The 24,795-nt window shown below is 70.8% G+C and carries 17 protein-coding genes; 10 read left to right on the top strand and 7 right to left on the bottom strand.

The features are described 5' to 3' along the window. Positions 1 to 28: 28 nt before the first annotated feature. Both WMF34_RS39595 and WMF34_RS39600 read right to left on the bottom strand, forming a co-directional pair. Positions 29 to 985: a hypothetical protein gene (locus WMF34_RS39595; protein WP_437991037.1), complete on the bottom strand. Its 957-nt coding sequence runs from the start codon at positions 983 to 985 to the stop codon at positions 29 to 31. 171 nt (positions 986 to 1,156) lie between these two features. Beyond that, positions 1,157 to 2,137, bottom strand: coding sequence for a LysR family transcriptional regulator (locus WMF34_RS39600; protein ID WP_437991038.1), 981 nt, complete (start codon positions 2,135 to 2,137; stop codon positions 1,157 to 1,159). A gap of 134 nt (positions 2,138 to 2,271) precedes the next feature. Between WMF34_RS39600 and WMF34_RS39605 the strand changes: the two genes are divergently transcribed. From WMF34_RS39605 to WMF34_RS39640, 8 genes are all read left to right on the top strand, one after another. Continuing rightward, positions 2,272 to 2,592: a putative quinol monooxygenase gene (locus tag WMF34_RS39605; RefSeq protein WP_437991039.1), complete on the top strand. Its 321-nt coding sequence runs from the start codon at positions 2,272 to 2,274 to the stop codon at positions 2,590 to 2,592. Positions 2,593 to 3,224: 632 nt separating this feature from the next. Then, on the top strand, positions 3,225 to 3,497 hold the full coding sequence (locus WMF34_RS39610; protein WP_044966922.1) for a hypothetical protein: 273 nt from the start codon (positions 3,225 to 3,227) through the stop codon (positions 3,495 to 3,497). A gap of 167 nt (positions 3,498 to 3,664) precedes the next feature. Next, complete coding sequence (locus tag WMF34_RS39615) at positions 3,665 to 5,125, top strand: sensor histidine kinase (RefSeq protein ID WP_044970084.1); 1,461 nt, start codon at positions 3,665 to 3,667, stop codon at positions 5,123 to 5,125. Further along, positions 5,122 to 6,507, top strand: coding sequence for a sigma-54-dependent transcriptional regulator (locus tag WMF34_RS39620; protein ID WP_012240409.1), 1,386 nt, complete (start codon positions 5,122 to 5,124; stop codon positions 6,505 to 6,507). The genes WMF34_RS39615 and WMF34_RS39620 overlap by 4 nt, the downstream gene beginning before the upstream one ends. A 222-nt stretch (positions 6,508 to 6,729) precedes the next feature. Beyond that, positions 6,730 to 7,398 carry a UPF0158 family protein gene (locus WMF34_RS39625; RefSeq protein ID WP_044966924.1) on the top strand — a complete coding sequence of 223 codons (669 nt, stop codon included), beginning with the start codon at positions 6,730 to 6,732 and terminating at the stop codon, positions 7,396 to 7,398. A gap of 23 nt (positions 7,399 to 7,421) precedes the next feature. Continuing rightward, positions 7,422 to 8,054 (top strand): OmpA family protein, encoded by a 633-nt coding sequence (locus WMF34_RS39630; protein ID WP_012240411.1) that lies wholly within the window; start codon positions 7,422 to 7,424, stop codon positions 8,052 to 8,054. Between the two features lie 50 nt (positions 8,055 to 8,104). Beyond that, positions 8,105 to 8,491, top strand: a complete 387-nt coding sequence (locus WMF34_RS39635) for an AgmX/PglI C-terminal domain-containing protein (RefSeq protein WP_012240412.1) — start codon at positions 8,105 to 8,107, stop codon at positions 8,489 to 8,491. A 208-nt stretch (positions 8,492 to 8,699) separates the two neighbouring features. Beyond that, entirely contained in the window at positions 8,700 to 9,941 is a 1,242-nt protein-coding gene (locus WMF34_RS39640) for a VWA domain-containing protein (RefSeq protein WP_012240413.1), read from the top strand. An 854-nt stretch (positions 9,942 to 10,795) separates the two neighbouring features. Here the strand turns inward: WMF34_RS39640 and WMF34_RS39645 are convergent. The 5 genes from WMF34_RS39645 to WMF34_RS39665 form a co-directional block, all read right to left on the bottom strand. Further along, a complete protein-coding gene (locus WMF34_RS39645) occupies positions 10,796 to 12,985 on the bottom strand; it encodes an ATP-binding protein (RefSeq protein ID WP_437991040.1) in 2,190 nt (729 codons plus the stop codon). Positions 12,986 to 13,001: 16 nt separating this feature from the next. Continuing rightward, a complete protein-coding gene (locus WMF34_RS39650; RefSeq protein ID WP_437991041.1) occupies positions 13,002 to 17,336 on the bottom strand; it encodes a HAMP domain-containing protein in 4,335 nt (1,444 codons plus the stop codon). Between the two features lie 112 nt (positions 17,337 to 17,448). After that, positions 17,449 to 17,868 (bottom strand): response regulator, encoded by a 420-nt coding sequence (locus tag WMF34_RS39655; protein WP_437991042.1) that lies wholly within the window; start codon positions 17,866 to 17,868, stop codon positions 17,449 to 17,451. 17 nt (positions 17,869 to 17,885) lie between these two features. Beyond that, on the bottom strand, positions 17,886 to 19,466 hold the full coding sequence (locus tag WMF34_RS39660) for an ATP-binding protein (protein WP_437991043.1): 1,581 nt from the start codon (positions 19,464 to 19,466) through the stop codon (positions 17,886 to 17,888). A 392-nt stretch (positions 19,467 to 19,858) separates the two neighbouring features. Beyond that, entirely contained in the window at positions 19,859 to 20,272 is a 414-nt protein-coding gene (locus WMF34_RS39665) for a winged helix-turn-helix transcriptional regulator (RefSeq protein WP_012240418.1), read from the bottom strand. Between the two features lie 142 nt (positions 20,273 to 20,414). On the opposite strand from WMF34_RS39665, the gene WMF34_RS39670 reads away from it, so the two are divergent. Both WMF34_RS39670 and WMF34_RS39675 read left to right on the top strand, forming a co-directional pair. After that, complete coding sequence (locus tag WMF34_RS39670) at positions 20,415 to 21,545, top strand: alkene reductase (RefSeq protein ID WP_437991044.1); 1,131 nt, start codon at positions 20,415 to 20,417, stop codon at positions 21,543 to 21,545. A gap of 192 nt (positions 21,546 to 21,737) precedes the next feature. After that, positions 21,738 to 24,689, top strand: a complete 2,952-nt coding sequence (locus tag WMF34_RS39675) for a HEAT repeat domain-containing protein (RefSeq protein WP_437991045.1) — start codon at positions 21,738 to 21,740, stop codon at positions 24,687 to 24,689. Positions 24,690 to 24,795 lie beyond the last annotated feature (106 nt).

A 24,795-nucleotide genomic window follows, 5' to 3' on the forward strand; every position in this document is an offset into this window, starting at 1 on the left:
CTGACGGGGCCGGCGGGGCTCGCTCGCCTCACTCCTCCCGACCGGACCGCGACCAGCCGCCGACGTTGAGGTCCGGGTGCGCCGCCAGGAAGCTCTGCATGCCGGGCGGCGGGGGCACCCACGCCGCGAGGCGCGCCGGCGCCTTCTTGGCGGGCACCACCGCCGAGCGCGTGTAGGAGCTCCACGCGCCGTCGCCGCAGGCATAACACGCGGAGCGCGCGAGCTTCGCGGTCACCCGGAGCGCCCCCCGCGCGTCGTAGGCCGGCGCGATCTGCACGAGCTCCGGCGCATTCTCCTCTTGCCGGGCGGCCTCGGGGTCGGCCTCGTCCTCGTCGAGGAGCGCCTCGGCCTCGCCCTGCAGCGCCGGCACGCCGGACACCTCGGCGAGCAGGTTGACGATCGCCCCCTTGTCGGCGTCCCACACCGTGAACTCCACGCCCACGAAGCCGTGTGCGCCGCACGCATAGCTGTACGTCCGCTCCTCGATGAACAGGTACGGCCCGACGCTCCCGATCACCTCCGCCTCGTGCTGGATCACGTTGCTGCCGTCCGCGTCCGGCGGCGCGATCACCTGCTGGCGCGCGCCCGTCCCGCGCAGCACGAGCTCCGCGCGGTTCGCGGTGCCCTCGCCCGGCTCGTGCGTCTCCTCGGGCCCGAACTCGCAGGCCGAGGTCTCCACCTTCACCTCGCGCACCTCCCAGCGCCACTCCCCTCGACCGGTCGCCACGACGATCCCCGGTTCCTCGCGGATCACCGCGCCGTCCTCGGTGAGGTGCCATGTCCGAGGCGGCCCATCGCCCGTGCGGCCCCAGACCAGGAGCGCCCCGCCGAGCGCGGCGCCCTCAGCGCCCTTGGACTCGAACGAACGCGGTGCAGGCGCAGGCGGGACCGCGAGGGCAACGGGAAGGGCCGACTGCGGGCGGGCGGCGCAGCCGGAGATCAGCGCAAGCAAAGCGATCGACGTGGCGAGTCGGGGGCGCGGCATGCCGGCCGGAAGAGCACGGCACATGCCGCGAAGCGCCCCCCGGAAAACCAACACCGCGCCAAGGATCGGTGTCGCCACGGGCCCACGCCGCGTGGCAGGCCAGCCCCATCGCGATCCGGTCTCGACCTGCGCCTCGCGGAGGAGCTCCCGCTCCGCGTCAGGAGCTGATCCTCAGCCGCCGTCGCCCAGGCCCGCGAGCGGCTCACACGCGACGGCGCGCTCGATGGCGGCGCGAAGCCAGCCGTGGCCCTCGTCGCTCTCGGAGCGTTCCGGCCAGACGAGCGTCAAGGTGTAGCCCCTCGCCTCGAGCGGACACGGCCGCACCACGAGATCGAGCTTCCGGGCCAGCGCCACGGCGACCCGCGCGGACACGGTGAGCAGCAGGTCAGAGCCGGAGAGGATGAACGGCGCGACGAGGAAATGCGACACGGTCAGGGTCACCCGACGACGCAGCCCCCGCGCCGCCAGCTCCTGATCGATGACGTTGTGGTCCTCTCCGTGCGGCGAGATCATCAGGTGCTCGCAGGCAGCGTAGCGCCCCGCCGTGAGCGCCTTCCGGGAGGCCGGGTGGCCCCGCCGCATCAGGCAGACGAGCTGCTCGGCCGCGAGCTGCGTGGACCGGCATCCGTCGGGCACCGGCCCGCCGCGCCCCAGCTTGGCGTCGAGCTCGCCGCGGCGCAGGAGCTCGGCGAAATCCGGCGGGATGTTGCGGCACCGCAGGTTCACGTGCGGCGCCTCGGCGGCGAGGATCCTGGTCAACGGCGGGAGCACGAGCAGCTCCAGGTTGTCGGTCGCGACGAGCCGGAACGTGCGGGTCGAGCGCCTCGGGTCGAACCGCTCGGCCTGGCAGAAGACCTGCTCGAGCCGCTCGACGGCCTCGGCTGCCCTCGGCAAGAGGTCCCGCGCTCGCTCGCTCAACGTCATCTGCCTGCCCACCTGGACGAGCAACGGATCCCCGAAATGGGCGCGCAGCCGTGAAAGCGCGTGGCTCATCGAGGGCTGCGTCACGCCCACCCGGCGCGCGGCGCGCGTGACGCTCCTCTCCTGGAGCAGAGCGTGCAAGGCCACGACAAGGTGGGTGTCCACCGACGGCAGACGCATGGTCGATGGATACCACGGCAACCCATAGACATCGTCTATGGATCGGTTCACCGGCTGTCGATTCGACGATCGATCCGCCAGCGCGTATCTCTGGTCTCCAGATGGCTCGTGCCGCCGCACGGCGCCCCCAGGTGCCGCCGCACGGAGCCGGAGCCCTCAGGGCGCCCCCAACCCAGGAAGCTGCCATGATCATCGAGTACATTCGCTACACGATCCCCGCAGAGCAGGAGCAGGCGTTCCTGTCGGCTTATCGCGCCGCAGCCACGGAGCTGCGCGGCTCCGTGCATTGCCTCGACTACGAGATCTCCCGATGCACCGAGGAGCCGGCGAGCTTCGTCGTCCGCATCCGCTGGGACTCGCTGGAAGGCCACCTCCAGGGGTTTCGCAAGGAGGCGTCGTTCCCGTCATTCTTCGCCAAGGTGAAGCCCTTCTACGGGTGCATCCAGGAGATGAGACACTATGCCTTGACCGACGTCGCCGGCGCGGGGGGCCGCCCTGGCGGCTGAACGAGCGCGCGTACGACGCGGGCTCCCCTGGTTTCGCGCAGGCCATCGTGCGATGCTCCCTCGATGACGCGGAAGATCGCATCGTTCCAGGCGCTCGCTCTCGGACGGTCGCTCTCGCTTCTTCTGCTCCTCGTTCACTGCACGAGCACGCCGAGCCCGACGACCTCGGCCGCGACCCCGGACGCTCCGCCCGGCCGAGGGCCAGGCTCGCTCGCGGAGCGGGGGCCCGGCCCCGACACGGCCCCCGAGCAGGGGCCGGTCCGAGGGCCCGAGCCCGCGACCGATGGCGCGCCGGCGTCCGATCCCGCCCAGAGCCCTGCTTCCGGTCACGCGCCCAGAGCGGACCTCCCGCCGCCCACCAGGCCGGCACGATGCGCTGCTCCGGCCCGACCTGCTCAGGACTTCGTCGACTGCGTCGCCCTCGAGGTCTTCGCTGCCGGCTGCTGCTACCCCAGCTTCGAAGCGGCCTGTGCTGGCCTCGGCTGCGCTCTTACGGCCTGCGAGCTCTTGAAATCGAGCCCCCCGCAGGCCGGATGCACCCGCTGATGTCCATGCACCCGGAGGGCGCGGCGATAGGTACCTCTCGACAACAGCCATGTCCGCGGCGACGGCCCGGTCGCTCGTCGCCGCGGGTGCATAGGCCCGTCGCGGCGCTCCTCCTGCTGCTCGTGGCGGGCGCCGCGCTCACGGCCTGCTCCAGGGTCACCGGCGCGCCGAAGGGCCGCGAGGCAGCGCCGGAGCGCGACAGCGCCTGCGCGGATCCATCGAAGCCCAAAGCGTACTTCTATCCTGCGGAGAACCGGACGGACTACGCGCCTGACGACCCCTGGAAAGACGGCTGCGCCATGCTGGTGCCAGATCACCTGTTCTGCTGCCCGGAGAAGGCGCCCGCCGAGTCGCGGTAACAGGTCCCACCGAAGCGGCCCGCCAGGCTCCGCAGGGAAGCGCTCTTGCGACCCGCGCGGCCCGCGCGCGGGCCATCGCCGGTGCCGCAAAATGCGGCATGTCGTACTTTGCGGCGGCGTCGAGCGGCGTTGGCTCGCCGCGCGCCACCTGCGCTACGACGTCGGGCATGAAGCTGGCGCGCAAGCTGACGCTCGCCCTTGTGTTCGGGGTCTTCCTTGTGCTCGCGCTGAGCGCCTACGTGCAGATCCGCAGAGAGTCCAAGATCTTCGAGAACGACGTCCAGCGGGACCATCACGCGATGGGCCGCGCGCTGGCCGCCGCCATCACGGGGGTGTGGCGCACGGAAGGGCCCGCGCGGGCGCTGCGCCTCGTCGAGGACGCCAACGAGCGCGAGAGGCAGGTGGACCTCCGGTGGGTCTGGCTCGACGCGCAGGCGGATGATGCCCATCGGCCCCGGCTCGCGCCGGAGCTGCTCGTCCCCGTCTCGCGAGGGCAGGCGGTCGTGCACAGGCTCCCTCGCGAAGACGCGGACCTGCTCGTCACGTGCGTGCCGGTGCCGGTGACCGGCGACCGCGTCGGCGCGCTGGAGCTCTCCGAGTCGCTGGCGGGAGCTCGCCGCACCATCCACGGCATGATCCTGAACACGGCGGTCACGACGGCCGCCCTGACGCTGGTATGCGGGTTGCTCGCGACGTCCCTCGGAGTCGGGCTGGTGGGACGCCCCATGCGCACGCTGATCGATCAGGCCCGGCGGATCGGCGCGGGCGATCTCTCCCGGCGCCTTTCGTTGCGCCAGGAGGACGAGATCGGCGAGCTCGGACGGGAGATGGACGCGATGTGTGATCGCCTCGCCGCGGCGAACCGGAAGCTCGAGTCCGAGGCGACCGCGCGGCTCGCCGCGCTCCAGCAGCTCCGCCACGCCGAGCGGCTCGCCACGGTCGGCAAGCTCGCGTCCGGGATCGCACACGAGCTGGGAGCGCCCCTCCAGGTCGTCGCGGGGCGCGCGCGGATGCTTGTGGACGGAGACGTCACGGGAGATGAGGTGCCGGCCAACGGGCAGATCATCCTCGAGCAGTCGCAGCGAATGACGCAGATCATCCGCCAGCTGCTCGATTTCGCCCGGCGCCGCAGCGCTGAGAAGCAGGAGACCCCGCTGAGGAGCGTTATTCACAGCACGTTCGTCATGCTGAGGCCGCTGGCCGAGAAGCAGGGCGTCACGATGGTCCAGGAAGGAGACACGCCGGAGCTGGTCATCCACGCCGACGCCGACCAGCTCCAGCAGGCGCTCACCAACGTGGTGGTCAACGCGATCCAGGCGATGCCGTCCGGCGGCACGTTGACCGTCGGCCTCCGGGCAGAGCGCGCCAGTCCCCCGGCCGACCAGGGAGGGGCCGAGGGCGATTATGTCGCGCTGTCCGTTCGTGACGAGGGACAAGGCATGCCGGCCGACGTCCTGGAGCACATCTTCGAGCCGTTCTTCACGACCAAGCCCGTGGGCGAAGGGACCGGGCTCGGCCTGTCGGTCGCCTACGGCATCATCAAGGAGCACGGCGGCTGGATCCACGTCGACAGCCGGGTCGGCTCCGGGAGTCGCTTCACGATGATGCTGCCGCGGGGGAACTCATGACAGGGCGCGTCCTGATCGTCGATGACGAGCGCGGCGTCTGCGAGCTCCTCGACGCCGGGCTCAAGAAGCGCGGGTTCCGGACGGCGTGGCGGACGTCGGCCGCCGAGGCGTTCGAGCTCCTCGGCGTGGAGGATTTCGACGTCGTGGTCACCGACATGACCATGCGCGGCATGAGCGGCCTCGATCTCTGCGAGCGGATCGTCCAGAACAGGCCCGATCTCCCGGTCATCGTCATCACCGCGTTCGGGAGCCTCGACACCGCCACGTCCGCCATCCGCGCCGGCGCGTACGACTTCGTGACCAAGCCGTTCGAGCTCGACGCGCTCCGGCTCACCGTCGAGCGCGCCCTGCGCCACCGCGCCCTCCGCGAGGAGGTGCGCCGCCTGCGGCGCGCCGTGGCCGACGCCCGCGGCTACGAGCAGATCCTCAGCGGCAGCCCGGTGATGAGGAGCGTGTTCGACCTGCTCGATCGCATCGCCGACTCGGACACGTCGATCCTCATCACGGGAGAGAGCGGGACCGGCAAGGAGCTCGTCGCCCGCGCCGTGCACCAGCGCAGCCGGCGGAGCGAGGGAGCGTTCGTGGCGGTCAATTGCGCCGCGGTCCCGGACGCCCTCCTCGAGAGCGAGCTCTTCGGCCACGCGCGGGGCGCGTTCACCGACGCCAAAGGGGCCAGGAGCGGCCTGTTCGCGCGGGCCCACGGCGGAACCCTGTTCCTCGACGAGATCGGCGAGCTGCCGATCGGGCTCCAGCCGAAGCTCCTGCGCGCCCTCCAGGAGCGCGTCGTCCGGCCCGTCGGTGCCGACGAGGAGCTCCCGGTGGACGTCCGGCTCATCGCCGCGACGAACCGCGACCTCGAGACAGCGATCGAAGAGCGCCGTTTCCGCGAGGATCTCTACTACCGGATCAACGTCGTTCACGTCGACCTGCCGCCGCTCCGCTCCCGCGGCGCCGACGTGCTGCTGCTCGCGCAGCATTTCCTCGAGCACTTCGCGACCGTCAAGGCGAGGCCCATCCAGGGCCTCTCGGCGCCCGCGGCGGAGAAGCTCATGGCCTATGCGTGGCCCGGCAACGTGCGCGAGCTCCAGAACTGCATCGAGCGGGCGGTCGCGCTCGCGCGGTACGATCACATCACCGTCGACGACCTGCCCGAGAAGATCCGCACGTACCGGCGCTCCCACGTCCTTGTCTCGAGCGACGACCCGACCGAGCTCGTCCCCATGGAGGAGGTCGAGCGGCGCTACATCCTGCGCGTCCTGGAGGTGGTCGGCGGGAACAAGAGCCAGGCGGCGCAGATCCTGGGCTTCGACAGGGCGACCCTCTACCGGAAGCTCGAGCGGTACGGCATGCGCGTAGGCCGCTCGAGCGACCCGAAGCCGTGATCCGCCCGGCGGCCTCGCAGCAGCGCCCGGCCGTGCGGCGCGCGCCGCGCCTGGTCGAGCGCGCGCCGCGGCTTCCCAGTGGGCGCGACTCCACTCCTCGTCGGCCTGTTGCACAACGCGACACCCGCGGCTGCTGGCGGAAAACACGCTTCCACGCGCGCCGCGCGGCCGCGCGCCTCCTGCGTGACTGGCATGCGAGCTGCCTGCGGGCCGGTCGCGCAGATGAGCACCACCACGCCGGAGTCCGCCGCTGCGAACCGGCGCATCCCTGTCGACTGGAACGCCCTCGCGAACGCCTTCGACAACACCGCTCAGCACATCCGCTATTTCCTTCACCTCGAGACAGGCGCGGTGATCCGGCTGGTCGACGGGCTCGCCGACCCGGACACGCGCGCGCGCGTCGAGGCGGATCCGGGCTGCGTGCGCGTCGACGCCATCGGCGCGCCGGAGCAGTACCGATGGCTGCAGGCGTTCATCCCGACGGTCGACGACCTCGAGCTCCAGCTGCTGCTCCTGCAGTGCCTCCAGGGGCGGGGATCGTTTCGGCGGTTCAAGGCCGTGCTCTCTGGCAGGCCAGAGCAGCTCCGACGCTGGCGCGTCTTCCGGCTCGCGCAAATCCGTGCCACCATCCTCGCGTGGTTTCACACCCGCGGCCTGATACCGGCTTCATTCGAGCATGCGTGGCCCAGCGAAAGCGCTGAGCCGAGGAGATCTCACGCCGCCGACTCGGCTCGCCAGCGGCTCCACGCGGCGGCGAGCGCCCTCGCGCCCGGCGATCTCCACGCGCTCACGTCGCTCGCGGAGTTCCTGCGCGCGACGCGCTCCGGCCTGCCGATTCCCGCGGTTTCATCGAGGGGCGACGCAGAGCGCCCCGGTGGCCTGGGCCCGTGACAGCGGGCCATGGAGACGCGATCATGAACGATATCGACGATAAACGAGATGTGACGAGCCGCCCGAGCCCCCGCCGCTGGCTCGTCGCGCGGCGAGCCACGGGCCTCGGCCCCTGGGTCGCCGGCGCCGTGCTCACGGCGATGGCCCTGGGCTCGATCGCCTGCGGCGGCGTCACCACGTTCGAAGGAGGGAAGGCGCTCGCCGTCGTGGGCCGGCCGCCCGCGCCGCCCCCGCCGCCTCCGCCGCCCCCGCCGGAGCGCGTGGTCGTGACGGACGACAAGATCATCATCAACGAGAAGATCCAGTTCGAGTACGACCAGGCGACGATCCGGACGGAGTCCCACAGCTTGCTGGACGAGGTCGTCGGCACGATCAAAAAGCACACGCACATCAAGAAGATCGCGATCGAGGGTCACGCGAGCGCCGAGGGGTCGGAGGATCACAACCTGAAGCTCTCGGACCGCCGCGCCAAAGCCGTGATGAAGTACCTCGTCGATCACGGGATCGCCGCCGGCATGCTCACCGCCAAGGGCTTCGGCAAATCGAAGCCCATCGCGGACAACGACACGCCGGAGGGGCGCGAGAAGAACCGCCGCGTCGAGTTCAACATCGTCGAGCAGGACACCGCGCAGAAGACCGCGGACGCCGAAAAATGAAGGCTGTTCCGAAGCCGCCCGCGAGCGGCGCTCCCCGCAAGGAGACGAGCATGAAGCAGTTGTTTTCGGGTCTCACCATGATGGTCCTGGCGATCGCGTGCGCGGGTTGCTCCTTCGCCGTGCGGAACGCCGAGATGTACCGCGACGATACGGCCGCGCTGCTCGAGACGAGGCGCGACGAGATCAGCGCTTGTTATGACGCGGAGCTCGCGCGGAACCCCCGCGCGCAGGGCAAGGTCACCGTCGCTTTCACGGTGCTCGAGGACAGCGGCCGCATCACGGACGTCGCCGTCGACCCCGCCGGCACCACCGCGTCGGACGATGTGGCGAGCTGCGTCGTGAAGTCGATCGACGGGCTCGTCCTCACCCCGCCTGACGAGCGGCAAGGAAAGGGGAAGTTCGTCTGGGAGTTCACCGTCGGGGCTCCGAAGGCGTAGCTCCGCCGCGCCGGCGGAGCCCGACAGCACCGCCGCGCTCCGCCGCGCCGTCCTCCTTGTGCCCGGCGGCCACGCCCCCTATCCTGCCGCTGTGCGGCACGCGCACGGCGCTTGCGGCCGCTCGCCGCTCGCGCCGCGGGGCGGCTCATCGGGCTCCCGCCAAACAGGCTCTCTGGAGAGCTCACGACCCCTCCGACACCCCACAGCGATGAGCGCCCGCACCTCCAAGAAAGCCCCTCCGCCTCCCCCCCTCGCCGGCGCGACGGATGACCTCACCGACGGCGACCGCGACGCCCTCCTGCGCTGGCGGCTCGCGCTGGGGCCGGAGGCAGAGCGCGTCGATCCTCGGCTCTCCCTCGGGGGGCTCGGCGGCGGGGCGTCCGCGCTTCACGTCGACCCGCGGCGGCTCGGCGATCTCGACAAGGCCCTCTCGTTCATCTACGACGAGCGCGCCGGCAACCTCGGCGGCTCGCGGCCGTACGTCCCCGAGTGGCTCTCCGCGGTGCGCGAGTTCTTCAGCCACGACATCGTCGCGCTCGTCCAGAAGGACGCCATCGAGAAACGAGGGCTGACGCAGCTCCTCTTCGAGCCCGAGACGCTGCCCTTCCTCGAGAAGAACGTCGAGCTCGTCGCCACCCTCATGAGCGCGAAGGGCCTCATCCCCGACGCCGCCCGGGAGACCGCCCGGCAGATCGTGCGCGAGGTCGTCGAGGAGGTGCGGCGCGCGCTGGAGTCCGAGATCCGCACCGCCGTCCTCGGCGCCCTGCGGCGGAACACGACGAGCCCGCTCCGCGTCCTCAGGAACCTCGACTGGAAGCGCACCATCCGCAAGAACCTCAGAGGATGGGACGCGGAGCGGCGCCGCCTCGTCCCGGACAAGCTCTATTTCTGGGCGAACCAGACGCGGAGACACGAGTGGGACGTCGCGATCCTCGTCGACCAGTCGGGCTCCATGGGCGAGAGCGTCGTCTACAGCTCCATCATGGCCGCGATCTTCGCGTCCCTCGACGTCCTCCGCACTCGGCTCCTCTTCTTCGACACCGAGGTCGTCGACGTGACTCCGATGCTCGTCGATCCGGTCGACGTGCTGTTCACGGCGCAGCTCGGCGGCGGCACCGACATCAACCGCGCCGTGGCCTACGCCCAGGCGAACTTCATCGAGCGCCCCGAGAAGACGCTGTTCATCCTGATCACCGACCTGTTCGAGGGCGGCAACGCCGAGGAGCTCCTCGCCCGCATGCGCCAGCTCGCCGACAGCAAGGTGAAGTCGATCTGCCTGCTCGCGCTGTCCGACAGCGGCAAACCCTCGTACGACCACGACATGGCGCAGAAGCTCGCCGCCCTCGGGACCCCGTGCTTCGGCTGCACCCCGAAGCTCCTCGTCAAGGTGGTAGAGCGGCTCATGCGAGGTCAGGACCTCGGCCCGCTGCTCGACGCCGAGGCGCGCTGAGCGCCCGGCGGGGGCACAAAGACGACGGAGGCACAGAGGACACAGAGGTTCTTTTCCTTCCTCTGCGTCGTCTGTGCCTCCGTGGCCCCTCGCGCCGTAAAGCGAGGGCGGCGTGCTCTCTCGACACGGCCGGCGCCAGCGGGAGCGTCCGCGACGCCCCGCGCCGGCCCTGTCACCGCGCGCGGCGGGTCGCCTTCGCCGAGCGCTCGTCCGTCCGACGGGCGGCGGCGCGCTTCCGGGACGTGGCGCCCCGGGCAGCGGTCGCAGAGACCCGCCGACGGGCCCCGGCCGCCCGAACCACCTCTTCGAGAGAGGGTGTCTTGACCAGGAGGGGACCCGCGCTGTTCACGGCGCTGATCGAGGGGCCAACTAGGCTGATAGAAAGTTTCACTTGAACTACCGATATGTGTGGCGGACTGATCACGTCGCTCAGCGAGGGCTCATCACCTATAAACCGTTTTGATCTTTTACGCAGCGTCGCAGTGCGGAGATCACGAGCCCTGAGCGCCCGTCCGGACGTGAACTTGTCCACCCGGGAGATCCGCTCGCCTTCCGCCTCTCACGGCGGATGCACGCAGGCACCACGGAGGCACGAAGGCACGGGTCTGGGTTCGCTCCGTGCCTTCGTGTCTCCGTGGTGATCGGCGAGGGATTGCCCCCGGGTGTCGCACCGGGCGCTCTGTCACGAGCTTGTTGCACGATGCAGGCCAACGATGGCCGGATGCCGGCATGGCCGCTTTTCCCAGGGGGACCGTGAGGCGTCTTTCACGGTTGAAACCACCGGTTGCAACGGTGGCGCAGCGCGACCGCATCCCTGCTCCCACGAGCGCCAGGTGAGCTCAGGAGAGCGCCTCTCAGCCGGCGGGACCGGTCAACGACGATCCAGGGCGCTCGCCCAGGGGCCCGGACGGACCAGCCGCTCGAGGCGGGAGAGGCAACGCCACCTGGAACCTCGCCCCCATGCCCGGGGCGCTCTCCACCTGGATGCTGCCGCCGTGGGCCCTCAGGATCTGGTCCACGATGTACAGGCCGACACCCAGCCCGCCATACGAGCTGGTGGGCGCCGCCCGCTCGAAGCGCCCGAAGATCCGGGCGATGTACTCCTGTGCGATCCCGATGCCCTGATCTGCCACCTGGAGCACCGCGGACCGCCCATCCACCGAGATGCGCACCTGGATCGGCTTGCCCCGCCCGTATTTGATGGCGTTCATGAGCAGGTTGGTGATCACCTGATCGATGCGCAGGCGGTCCCACCGGCCGACCGCGGTCACCGGCATGTCCAGGTCGAGCGTACAGCCGGCCCGCTCCAGCTCGGCCTCGAGGCGGCCCGCCACGTCGCGCGCCACGTCGCACAGATCCACGTCGTCGAGGCTGAGCTCGAGGTGGCCGCTGTTGATGCGCGCCACGTCGAGCAGCGTGTCGATGAGCCGCGTGAGCCGGTCGATCTGCCCGCCGGCCTGGGAGAGCTTCGCCAGCACCTGCTCCGCCGGCAGCCCGCCGTCCGCGCGGTGGAGGGCGCGGGTGAGGCCCTGGACCTGGAGCACCAGCGCGCTGAGCGGCGTCCTCAGCTCGTGCGAGGCGACCGCCACGAAATCCTCGCGGATCTGCACGGCTTCGCGCGTCATCCGCAGCAGCCGGGCGTTCTCGAGGCAGAGCGCCGCGCGCTGCGCGATGTCGAGGGCGACCGCGAAATCGGGCGGCTCGAAGCGCTCGCCCGGCTCGACCCACACCATGCTGAGCGCCCCGAGCACCTCGCCGCGCGTGACGAGCGGCACGCACAGGTAGCTGCTGGCGCCGATCTCCTGGATCACGGCGGGATCGTCGATGTCGAGCGCCGCCGCGACGTCGCGCGGGGCGCACTCGACGCGCAGGTCGGGGCGGCCGGTCGTGAGCACCGCGCCGATGCCGTCCGCGGTCAAGGCGAGCTCCCGCGGGCCGAACCGCGCCATGAACCGCGCCGCGTCGCGGGCCCTGTGCGCGGCCGCGAGCCGGCGCGCGCCGCCCTCCTCCCGCAGATCGAGCACGCACCAGGTGCAGACGCGCTCCGCGGAGATGCGCACGAGCGCCGCCGCGACGCTGTCCTCGTCGAGCGACGCCGAGAACGAGCTCGACGCCTCCGCGAGGATCTCCGAGCGGCGCACCGCGGCCTCGGCCTCCGCGCGGGCCGCCCGCTCGCGCGTCAGGAGGTGCAGGCGCTCCTGCTCGTGGCGCTTGCTGTCGTCGATGTCCGTGAAGCTGCCGAGCCAGGCGACCACCCGCTTCCAGACGTCCCGCTCCGGGACCGCCCGGCACAGGTGCCAGCGGTAGGCGCCGTGGATCGACCTGAGTCGACATTCGCCCTGAAAAGGCTCACCCGACTCCAGGCAGCGCCGCCACTTGCTGACGAACTGGTTCAGATCGTTCGGGTGCACGGCGGCCTGCCAGCCCCAGCCGCGGAGCGCCTCGAACGCGAGCCCCGTGTACTCCAGCCAGCGCGAGCTCACATAATCGATGCCGCCGTCGAGCTTCGCCGTGAAGACGCACTGCGGGATGGCGTCGGCCAGGTTCTGGTACCTCGCCTGCGCGGCGCGCCGGAGGTCCTCGACCTCGGCGTCGCGCCGCCGCTGCTCGGCCTGGCGCAGGAGCTCCGCCTGCTCCTTGATCTGCTCGCCGCGCCGGTGGAGCTCGACGAACACGGCGACCTTCGCCTGGACGACCTCCGGCTCGAGCGGCTTCAGGAGGTAGTCGACGCCGCCCACGGCGTACGCCCTGTAAATGGCCGCGAGATCGTCCGTCGCCCCCGTCAGGAAGATGATCGGCGTGTGGCGCGACCGCTCCCGCTGCTTCACGAGCGAGGCGACCTCGAAGCCGTCGATGTCGGGCAGCCGCACGTCGAGCAGGATGACCGCGAAATCCTCGGACAGGATCCTGAGGAGCGCGTCCTTCCCGCTCGCGGCGGTCACGAGCCGGTAGCTCTCGTCGGCCAGGATCGCCCTGAGCGCCGTCAGGTTCTCCGGCTGATCGTCGACAAGGAGAATGCTGGTCGTCGCGGGCGGGGTGGACACCGTACGGCTCCGTGGCTCAATCCGGCCGCACCCAGTGCAGGATGGCCGACATCAGCCGCCCCTCGTCCACCGGCTTGGCCACGAAATCGTTCAGCCCGGCGTCCAGGCACTTCTGTCGATCTTCCGGCATCGCCTTGGCCGTCACCGCGATGATCGGCAGCTCGTTGAAGCGAGGATCGCTCCGGATCTCCCGCGTCGCCTCGTAGCCGTCGAGCTCGGGCATCATGATGTCCATGAGGACAATATCGATGGGCGAATCGGCCTCGCGCAAGATCTCGATACCGTGCCTGGCGTTCTCGGCCAGGACCACGTGCGCCCCGCGCCGCTCGAGCAGGCTCGTGATGGCGAAGACGTTGCGCGCGTCATCGTCGATGACGAGCACGCTGCGCCCGGCGAGCGCGACCGAGGAGGCGCCGTTCGTGAGGAGCGGCGCGACCGGTTCGGGCAGCTCGGCGCGCGCTGGCCTCGTCGCCTTCAGCTCCGTCCGCTCCGCCGGCAGGTACAGGGTGAACTTGCTGCCGAGCCCGGGCGTGCTGTTCAGCGAGATCTCCCCGCCGAGCAGGCTGGCCAGCTCCCGGCTGATCGTCAGGCCGAGCCCCGTGCCGCCGTAGGTGCGGCTGGTCGACGCGTCCGCCTGCTGGAACGCGTCGAAGATGAGCGTCTGCTTCTCTGTCGGGATGCCGATACCCGTGTCCGTGACGGCGAACGCCAGGACGGTCTTCGCCTTGATGAGCGTCTCCCGCTTGAACGTGAGCCCCTTGCTGGCCACCTCGATCTCGAGCGAGATCCGCCCGGACGACGTGAACTTGAACGCGTTGGACAGCAGGTTCTTCAGGATCTGCTGGAGCCGCTGCAGATCCGTCATGATCCCCGCGGGGACGCCGGTCGCGACCCGCACCCAGAACTCGAGCTCCTTCTGCTCGGCGATCTGCCGGAAGCTCCGCTCGACGTACTCGGCCAGCTCGGAGAGCAGCACCCGCTGGGTCTTCACGTCGATCTTGCCGGCCTCGATCTTCGACAGGTCGAGGATCTCGTTGATGAGCTGCAGGAGGTCCTGCCCCGCCGCGGCGATCGTCTTCGCGTACTCGACCTGCTTCGGCGTGAGCGTGTGCTCCTCGTTGTCCGCGAGGATCCTGGCGAGGATGAGCAGGCTGTTCAGCGGCGTGCGCAGCTCGTGCGACATGTTCGCGAGGAACTCGGACTTGTACTTCGAGGTGCGCGACAGCTCCCTCGCCTTCTCCTCCAGGGAGGCGCTGGCGCGCGCGATCTCGCGGTTCTTGATCTCGAGCTCCGACGCCTTCTCCTCCAGCTCCTGCGAGCGCGAGCCGAGCTCGGTGTTGGACCTCTGGAGCTCCTGGAGCAGCTCCTCCGTCCTCATGCTGGCGCCGATCATGTTGAACACGACGCCGATCGACTGCGTGAGCTGCTCGAGGAACGTGAGGTGGATGGGCGTGAAGTTCTGGAAGCTCGCCAGCTCGATGACCGCCTTGAGGCCGCCCTCGAAGAGCACCGGCAGGACGCAGATGTTGCGCGGCGGCGCGTCGCCGAGGCCCGAGCTCACCCGGATGTAGTCGTCCGGGAGATCCGTGACGACGATGCTCTTCTTCTCCAGGCCGCACTGCCCGACGAGCCCCTCGCCCAGCGCGAACCGGTTGGAGATGCCCTTGCGCTTCTGGAACGCGTAGCTCGACGTGAGCTTGAGCGCCGGGTACTTCTCCTCGGACTCGAGCACGTAGAAGGCCCCGTGCTGCGCCGAGACGAGCGGCGTCACCTCGGACATGATGAGGCGGGAGAGCGCCTCGATCGTCCGCTGCCCGGCCATCATCCCGGAGAAGCGCGCCAGGTTCGTCTTCAGCCAGTCCTGCTCCTGGTTGGCGCGCGTCGTGTCCCGCAGGTTCGAGATCATCTGGTTGATGTTGTCCTTCAGCTGGAGGACCTCGCCCTGCGCCTCGACCGAGATGGCCCGCGTGAGGTCGCCCTTCGTCACGGCGGTGGCGACCTCGGCGATCGCGCGCACCTGCGTGGTGAGGTTGCCCGCGAGCTGGTTCACGTTGTCCGTGAGGTCCCTCCACGTGCCGGCCGCGCCGGGCACCTTGGCCTGGCCGCCGAGCTTGCCCTCGATGCCGACCTCGCGCGCGACCGTGGTCACCTGCTCGGCGAACACGCGGAGCGTGTAGGTCATGTCGTTGATGGTGTCCGCCAGCGACGCGATCTCGCCCTTGGCCTCCAGGGCGAGCTTCTGGCGGAGATCGCCGTTCGCGACCGCGGTCACGACCTTGGCGATGCCGCGCACCTGCGAGGTGAGGTTCGAGGCCATGACGTTGACGTTCTCGGTCAGGTCCTTCCACGTGCCGGAGACCCCGGGCACCTGCGCCTGGCCGCCGAGCTTGCCCTCGGTGCCTACCTCGCGCGCCACGCGCGTCACCTCCGCGGCGAACGCGCGCAGCTGATCGACCATCTTGTTGATGGTGTCCTTCAGCTCGAGGATCTCCCCCTTCGCCTCGACCGTGATCTTCTGGGACAGGTCGCCGCTCGCGACCGCCTTCGTGACGAGGGCGATGTTGCGCACCTGGTTCGTCAGGTTGCCGGCGAGCTGGTTCACGTTGTCGGTGAGGTCCTTCCACGTGCCGGCGACGCCCGGCACCTGCGCCTGGCCGCCGAGCTTGCCGTCCGTGCCTACCTCGCGCGCCACGCGCGTCACCTCCGCGGCGAAGGCGCGCAGCTGATCGACCATCTTGTTGATGGTGTCCTTCAGCTCGAGGATCTCCCCCTTCGCCTCGACCGCGATCTTCTGGGACAGGTCGCCGCTCGCGACCGCCTTCGTGACGAGGGCGATGTTGCGCACCTGGTTGGTCAGGTTGCCCGCGAGGACATTCACGTTGTCCGTGAGGTCCTTCCACGTCCCGCTGACGCCGCGCACCTCCGCCTGCGCGCCCAGCTTGCCCTCCGTGCCCACCTCGCGCGCAACGCGCGTCACCTCCGACGCGAACGCGCGCAGCTGCTCCACCATCTTGTTGATGGTGTCCTTCAGCTCGAGGATCTCCCCCTTCGCCTCGGCGGTGATCTTCTGAGAGAGATCGCCCTTGGCGACGGCCGTCGTGACGAGGGCGATGTTGCGCACCTGGTTCGTCAGGTTGCCGGCGAGCTGGTTCACGTTGTCGGTGAGGTCCTTCCACGTGCCGGCGACGCCCGGCACCTGCGCCTGGCCGCCGAGCTTGCCGTCCGTGCCTACCTCGCGCGCGACGCGCGTCACCTCCGCGGCGAACGTCCGGAGCTGCTCCACCATCTTGTTGATGGTGTTCTTCAGCTCGAGGATCTCCCCCTTCGCCTCGACCGTGATCTGCTTCGACAGGTCGCCGTTCGCCACCGCCGTCGTCACGACCGCGATGTTGCGCACCTGGTTCGTCAGGTTGCCCGCGAGGACATTCACGTTGTCCGTGAGGTCCTTCCACGTCCCGCTGACGCCGCGCACCTCCGCCTGCGCGCCCAGCTTGCCCTCCGTGCCTACCTCGCGCGCCACGCGCGTCACCTCCGACGCGAACGCGCGCAGCTGCTCCACCATCTTGTTGATGGTGTTCTTCAGCTCGAGGATCTCCCCCTTCGCCTCGACCGTGATCTGCTTCGACAGGTCGCCGTTCGCCACCGCCGTCGTCACGACCGCGATGTTGCGCACCTGGTTGGTCAGGTTGCCCGCAAGGACATTCACGTTGTCCGTGAGGTCCTTCCACGTCCCGCTGACGCCGCGCACCTCCGCCTGCGCGCCCAGCTTGCCCTCCGTGCCTACCTCGCGCGCAACGCGCGTCACCTCCGACGCGAACGCGCGCAGCTGCTCCACCATCTTGTTGATGGTGTTCTTCAGCTCGAGGATCTCCCCCTTCGCCTCGACCGTGATCTGCTTCGACAGGTCGCCGTTCGCCACCGCCGTCGTCACGACCGCGATGTTGCGCACCTGGTTGGTCAGGTTGCCCGCGAGGACATTCACGTTGTCCGTGAGGTCCTTCCACGTCCCGCTGACGCCCTGCACCTCCGCCTGCGCGCCGAGCTTGCCCTCGGTGCCGACCTCGCGCGCCACGCGCGTGATCTCGGAGCCGACGGTCTGCAGCTGCTGGACGACGTCGTTCACCTCATCGGCGATCTGACCGATCGTCCCGGGCACCTCGCCGATGCCGACGCGCGCGGAGAAGTTGCCGGCCTTCACCGCCTTGAGCACCTCCAGCACCGCCTGGAGCTGCATCTCCCGCACATCCAGGTGGCTCCCGTTGGCGCCGCGCTTGCGGGGCGGCGGCTTCTTCTTGCTCGCTCCGCTCCCGTGCTTTTCCTTCGAGGTCGCCGCGATGTTGTTCGATTGCATGACCACCTTCCTGACGACGATAGCGCGCCTGGAGTGCTAGTTCCCGTTTCAGGTGTTCAGACCTCGTCGACGCCGGGGGAGCTCGGCGTCATGAGACCCTGGAGGACCGCCGTCACGACTTGCCGCGGCGCAATACCTCCGCGACTTGCCGCTGGAGACGAGCATGCTCGATATCGCGAGCGCGGCGCTCGAGCGCGCGTCGCATGCGAGAGCTTAGCTCATCGGAGCGGAAAGGTTTGGAGAGGTAGTCGGAGGCGCCGACGCGGAGGGCGCGCATCCCGGTCTCGACGGAGCCGAACGCGGTGATCGCGATGATCGCCAGCGACGGGTCGTGCTCCTTGGCCCGCGCGATCAGCTCGATGCCATCCATCCCCGGCATGCGGATGTCGGTGATCAGCAGGTCGAAGCCCCCCGACGGCAGCAGACCGAGGCCCGACATCGCATCGGCCACGTGCGTCGCTTGGTAGCCGTGGTCCTTGGCGATGTCAACGACGAACCGGCCGAGATCATCGTCGTCTTCGACAACCAACACACTCGGTGAGCTCAAACTCATGCTTTCTGCCCTTCCTCTCTACCCCCCCTATTCGACTCCGAGCTCGCCTCTGAGCTCGCTTCCACGCTCGCCGGTGAACCGGACACGATCGCGGGTAGCGTGACACGGAAACACGCCCCGCCCGTCGACGAGGCGGTGGCCTCCACCGAGCCGCCGGCTTCCTCGACGATCCCACGGACGATCGCGAGCCCGAGCCCGCTGCCGCCGCCGGCCGCCTTCGTCGTGAAGAACGGGTCGAAGATCCGGCGCAGATCCTCGCCGGGGATCCCCGGCCCCGCGTCGGCGACCTCGAAGCACACGACGGAAGAGCCCGCTGGACCATCGCACTCGGGCAGGATGCGCACCTCGAGCTCGCCGCCGCGGCTCTGGGCCTCGACGGCGTTCAAGCACAGATTGAACACGACCTGAAACAGACGATCGGAGTCGAGTGCGACGCGCACCCTCGCGGCGCCCTCGCACACGACGCTCGGCTCGATGCCGCGCCTCCTGCACTCCGGGCCCAGGAAGGCGACCACATCGTCGATGACGCGCCTGAGATCGCTGTCCGCCTGCTGCGGTCTCGGCGGCCGAGCGAGGGAGACGAGGCGAGAGACGACGCGCGTGATCCGCTCGGACTGTCGCGCGATGGTCTCCAGCTCGGCGCGCAGGTGCTCCGGGCAGCCGGGCAGATCGGCCGCGCGGCGCGCGCGGCCATGGATCACGTTCAGCGGCGATCCGATCTCGTGGCCGAGCGCGGTCGCCACCTGCCCCGCGGCGGCGAGCGCCTGCGCCTGCTGCAGCTTGCGCTCCCCGTTCACCCGCGCCGCCTCCTCCCGCACCGCGCGCTCCCGCGCCTCGCGGAGAGAGCAGGTCATCGTGTTGAACGCGCTCGCCAGGCGAGAGAGCTCCTCCGCGCCGCGCTCGGGCACGGCCGCGTCCAGATCGCCGCTCGCGACGCGCTCGGCCCCGGCGAGGATGGCCCGCGCCGGGAGCGCGACCGTGAAGCGCCCGACGAGCCCGGCGACGACCGCGCTGACCAGCAGCAGCACGACGCCGGTCACCGCGAGGCCGTGATTCAACGTCCTCTCCAGCACCTCGATATAGTGACGATCGCGCACCAGGACGGCGACCAGGGGCTGATTGGCGCTGCTCGGCCGGATGGAGACCGTGCGGAGCAGCACGGATTGCTCGGCCAGGCTGGCGGTCTCCTCGATGTCGCCGCCTTCACGGAACGCCCGGCGCGCGAGCTCCTCGAGGCGCGCTGCTTCGCGCTCGACTCCCTTCGTGATGAAGATCGCCTCACCTTCGCTGGTGAACGCGGCGATGCCAAGGATGCGCTCGGCGCTCGCGAAATCCTCTGCCCTCCGCCGGACGAGCGCGACGTCGCTGCGCTGCAGCGCGCTCTCGACGAACGCCTGAAGCAGGGTGGCGTAGTTGCGGAGCTCCGCCGTGGCCTCCTCCCGCAGGACCTGCTTGCGGTGCGCCGACGCGAAGATGCCATACAGCAGGATGGCCATCGCGATGGGGAGGACGAGAGACAACCAGAACTGGTGCGCGAGCCTCATCCCCCCCGGTCGGCGCTGGTGCTGCAGTACCATACGGCGATCCACCGCGACCCCCAGGGGACGCCCTCGCATTAACGCTCCGCGTCATAACGCGGCTGCATGTTCGTATTCGGGTATCTGGCGGGCTCATCCGCGTCGTTCGGCTCGTTGCCGCGTACTTTCGTACGCCTCACGCGCCTGCCTAACGGCTGAGCTCGTATCCCACGAATCTGCACCCCGCTTTGACAGCCACCGAGATGCGAAGCCCTCGAATTACATCACCATTCCACCTGAGCGGCAAGCGCAACCTCGAGCTCGACAGAGGCGCTCCTCTCACCACCTCGCCGCCACCTCGCCACACGAGCGCTCGGCGTCAGGTATTGCCTGAGCGCTGCTCAGGACCGGGCGGACTCCTTCGTGACATTCGTCACGCGACTGCGTGGAGGCTACGTAGATGACGTGGATGACGCCCGCGCGCGCTTCGCCGCCGGTGCGGCTCGTGCCGCCCGCGCGGCGCGCTTCGCCCCCCCGCCGCGCGCCGCGCTCACAACGAGCCGCTCTCCCCACCGCGAGATCGCCTGCGCCACCTCGCCGAATCCCCGCCCGGCGTCGGTCAGCTCGTACTCCACGCGCACGGGGGGCCCCGGCAGGACGCGCCGCACCACGAGGCCCAGCGCCTCGAGCTCCTTCAGCCGGCTGGAGAGCATCCGATCGCTGATCGCGTCGAGCCGCTCGCCGATCTCGCCGAAGCGCAGCGCCCCCTCCTCGAGCGTCGCAATGATGAGCCCGTTCCAGGGCTTCGCGAGCACGTCCATCGCGACCTGAAACTTCTCGCAGAGGTGCTGGCACGCGTGCTTCATGTGTCGTCCCAGACACCAGCATGACCTATCCACTTCCAAAAGGGAAGTGACTTGACATCGCGCAGTGCAGATTCATGATGCTCGCCGAACGGATGCTACTTCCCTTTCGGAAGCTACATCTTCTTTGCAAGGAGCATCGATCGTGACCACCGCCAAAGACCTGCTCTTCAGCCCCTTCGCGCTCGGCCCCCTCTCGCTGCCGAACCGCCTCGTGATGGCGCCGCTGACGCGCTGCCGCGCCGGCGAGGGCAACGTGCCGACCGAGCTCAACGCGCGGTACTACGAGCAGCGCTCCTCTGCGGGCCTCATCATCACCGAGGCGACGCAGGTCACCCCGGAGGGCGTCGGATATCTCCGCACACCCGGCATCCACACGGACGCGCAGGTCGCCGGGTGGCGGCTCGTGACGGACGCGATCCACCGGGCGGGAGGGCGCGGCTTCCTTCAGCTCTGGCACGTCGGGCGGGCGTCGCACCCCTCGTTCCAGCCGAACCGGCAGGCGCCCGTCTCGTCCTCGGCCATCGCCATCCGCAACGGCCACGCGTACACGCCCGAGGGCCCGCAGCCGTACGCGACCCCGCGCGCCCTGGAGACGGGCGAGATCGCCGGCGTTGTCGCGCGGTTCGAGGACGGCGCGCGCCGGGCCAAGGCCGCCGGCTTCGATGGAGTCGAGATCCACGCGGCGAACGGCTACCTCATCGACCAGTTCCTCCGGGACGGCGTGAACCAGAGGACGGATCGGTACGGCGGCTCGGTCGAGAACCGGGCGCGGTTCCTGCTCGAGATCACCGAGGCCGTGACCGGGGTGTTCGGCGCCGACCGGGTCGGCGTGCGGGTCTCGCCGCTGGCCGACTTCAACGACATGAGCGACTCCGATCCGAGGGCGCTCTTCGGCCACGTCGCCGCCGAGCTCTCGGCGCGCAAGGTCGTCTATCTGCACGTCGTGGAGCCGCTCTCGGGGCAGGCGCTCGACGCCGCGGCGCGGGTGACGCCCCTCCTCCGCGAGCGGTTCCGCGGCGCCCTCGTCGTGAACGGCGGCTACACGCTGGAGACCGCGGAGGCAGCGCTGCGGACCGGCGCGGCGGATCTCGTCTCCTTCGGCGCGCCCTTCCTGGCCAACCCCGATCTTCCGGAGCGCCTGTTGCGCCGCGCGCCGCTCAACGCGCCCGACGTCGCGACCTTCTACTCCGAGGGCCCGCGCGGCTACATCGACTACCCGCGCCTCGGCGAGGCCGCGGTGGAGCGCGCCAGCGCCGGCGCGCAGGTGGCCTGACGGCTCGAGGGCCCGAGGGCCTGATCTCATGATCCGATGGCCTGATCGGGCGGAGGCGGGCGGAGGTGGCGAGGAGCTCCCGCGCCGCCGCCCGTGATAGGCTCCCAGCCCGATGCCGGCCGCCCATCCGCTGCTCCCGAACGACGAGATCCCCACGGCGCCGCGCCCGGCGCGCTCGCCCGCGGAGGCGCCGTGAGCGCGGCCCCGGGCGACGTGAAGCGCATCGGGGCCGGCGAGCTCCGGGCGTTCATCCAGGACGCGGGAGAGCTCAAGAAGGGCACGCTGCTCTACGACGGCGGGCAGCTCCTGAACCTCGCGCGCTACGAGAACAAGCTGTTCTGCGACGCCAAGGGCTCCGGGGCCTCGCCTTACAAGGTGTCGCTCGTCTACAGCGACGCGCCGGCGCCCGCGTTCAAGGGGCGCTGCTCCTGCCCGGCGCGGACCTTCAACACCGCGTTCTGCAAGCACGCGGCGGCGCTGCTCGTCGCGTGGGCGCGCGCGCCCGAGTCGTTCGCCGTGAGCGAGGCGCCGCCGCCCGGCGCGCCGGGCGGGGACACCGCGCGCAAGAGCGTGAAGAAGGGCAGCGCGAACGCGCAGGCCATGATGAAGTCCGGGGTCGAGCAGGTCGGCACGCTCGTGCGCGAGCTCGGCGTGTCCGGCGTCGCGACGATCGGGGGCGACCGCATCGAGCAGATGGAGAAGCTCGCCGAGGCGCTCCGGGAGAACCGCCTCCGGCGCCTCTCGGCGCGCACGCTCGACCTCGCCGCGCTGCTCCGCGGGCAGGCCGCGGGGGGCCGGCAGGCCCGGGGCGCCCCCCGCGGCGCGCTGCCGGCGGTCGCCTACGCGAACGTGATGGCCGATCTCCTGCTCACCGCCCGCAAGCTCGAGAAGCACCTCGCGGGCGAGCCGCTCGACGACCGCCATGTCGAGGAGCTCGTCGGCAAGACGTGGAAGGCGTCCGACAGGAAGCCCGCCGGGGACCTCACGCTCGTCGAGTACGCCTTCTCGACGCGGACGACGAGCGACGATTTCGTCATCCGGGAGAGCCGCTTCATCGACCTCGAGTCGGGCCGCCACGTCAGCGAGAAGCAGATCCTCCCCGTGTTCCTGGCGAAGCGGACCGAGCCGAAGCGGAGCTTCGCCGGCGAGGTGCTCGCCGGGGCGCGGGCGACGACCTACCCGGGCTACCCGCCGCTCCGCGTCGACTTCAGCGATCTCGGCGACAAGCGCCCGCTCGACGCCGGCGCCCTCGAGGCCGTGCTCGCGCGGGCGCTGCCCGACGTCGGCGCGGCGCTCGCGGCGCTCCAGGAGCACCGCAAGGACGTCTTCGCGCCCGACCTCGTGCCCGTGGCGGTGCTCACCGACACGCTCTTCGCGCGCGGCGCGCGGCTCGCGGCGGTCGACGACAAGGGGGAGGCGCTCCACCTGCCCGACGACCCGGCGCTCGAGGAGCGGCTCGCCGGCGCGCTCCGCGACGCGCGGCTCCGCGCGCTGCTCGGGGACATCGGCATCGACGCCGCGCTGCCCACGCTGTGGCCGCTCGCCGCCGTCGTCGAGGGGCCGCTCGGCCTGGAGCTGCGCGCTGTCCTCGATCAGGGCGCCGCGCAGGGGAGCGCGGCGCGGGGCGGGCCGCTCGAGGGCTCCGCGTGGAACGCCGCCGCCCGCGAGGCGGGCGCCTCGCCCGCGGCCATCGCGCTCGGCGAGGTCCGCGAGGAGCTCGCCGAGGCGCTCGTCACGGGCCTGACCGGGCTCAGCGCGCGCGCGACGGACCCGCTGGCCGCGCGGCTGCGCGACCTCCGCCTCGAGAAGCAGGCCGCGCTGCTCCAGGCGCTGCCGCAGCGGCCCGAGCCGGCCGATCGGCTCGACGACTTCATCAAGCTCTACCAGGTGCTCGAGATGGCGCTCGTCCGCCTGGCCGGCGCGACGCAGATCGACCGCGCCTCGACCGAGCGCGTGCCGACCTACGAGAGCGTCGCGGTGGCGCGGCCCGACGAGACGCTCTCCCCGGACGAGGTGGCGCGGCGGCGCGCGGCGGGCGCGATGAACCGCTACGTCGCCGCGGTCCACCACGCGCGCTACTACGCGTCGCTGCCGGCGAGCGAGCTCGTGGCGAGCATCTTCCCGATCTGGGCGGACGGCACCGCGACGCCGACCATCGCGAGGACGTTCGCGCCGCTCGGGGCCGAGGCGATCGCCGCCGCGGAGAAGGCGCTCACGGTGAAGGCGGGCCGCGTGGCGAAGCTGACGGCGGTGCGGGTGCTGCAGGCGGTCGTGCTGCACGGCGGCCCGGCCCGCGCCGAGGCCACGGCGATGCTCGGCAAGGTCGCGGAGCACGCGAAGGACGCCGGCCTGCGGGCGCTCGCCCGCGACGCGCTGGACGTGATCGACGCTGCGCCGTCGGGCGGGCCGGGGAACGACGCGGTGCGCGCGCGGCGCGCCGCGCGGCTCGGGCGCGTGCACGAGCTCGCGAAGGCGCTGGGCGCCGCGCCGACCAAGGAGGAGCGGCTCGAGGCGCTGAAGGCGCTCTCCGAGCTCGGCGATCTCGCCGCGCTGCCGGCCTTCCGCCGCGCGTTCTACGCCGACGCCTCCCGCGAGGTGCGCGAGGAGGCCGCCTACGCGCTCGCGCAGCTCGGCGACGTCGAGATGGTCGAGACCTTCGTGCGGATGCTGGCGAGCCGGGGCGTGGACGAGCGGGAGGCGAAGATCGCCGCGTACGCGCTCGGCTTCCTCGGCGATGTCCGCGGGCTGAGCGAGCTGCTCTCGGCCTACGCCGACGGATACAAGCCCGGCATCGTGGCGGACGCGATCCGCGCGTTCGGCCCCGTGGCGCTCACGCCGCTCGTGGACCTCATCGAGGCGCGGCCGGAGCTCGCGAAGCGCGCGGCGGCCCTCGACGCGCTGAAGAAGATGGACGACACAGCGGTGGCGGCCTGCCTCGTCGAGCGGATCGAGGCGCGGCGCGGCGACGCCGATCTCGCCGACAAGGCGCCGCTCTACCTCAAGCTCGCGGACGTGCACGCGCACAGCCGGCGCGAGGTCGCGACGGCGCTCATCTCGGCGCTCTCGAGCGCCCCCGGCAAGGAGGCGCAGGCGGCCGTCAAGGCGGCGCAGAAGGCGCTCGGCGTCGTCAAGCGCAGCAAGTAGCCGGACGTCGCCCGGCCGCCCCCGCGACACCGCGCCTGAAGGCGCGACACGCGCTGTCTCTCGGAGAGCGTGAGTGCGCGCGCCGCGCGGGGCGCCCCTCACCACG

It is taken from the genome of Sorangium sp. So ce145 (assembly GCF_051525985.1).
GTDB classification, from domain to species: domain Bacteria; phylum Myxococcota_A; class Polyangia; order Polyangiales; family Polyangiaceae; genus Sorangium; species Sorangium cellulosum_B.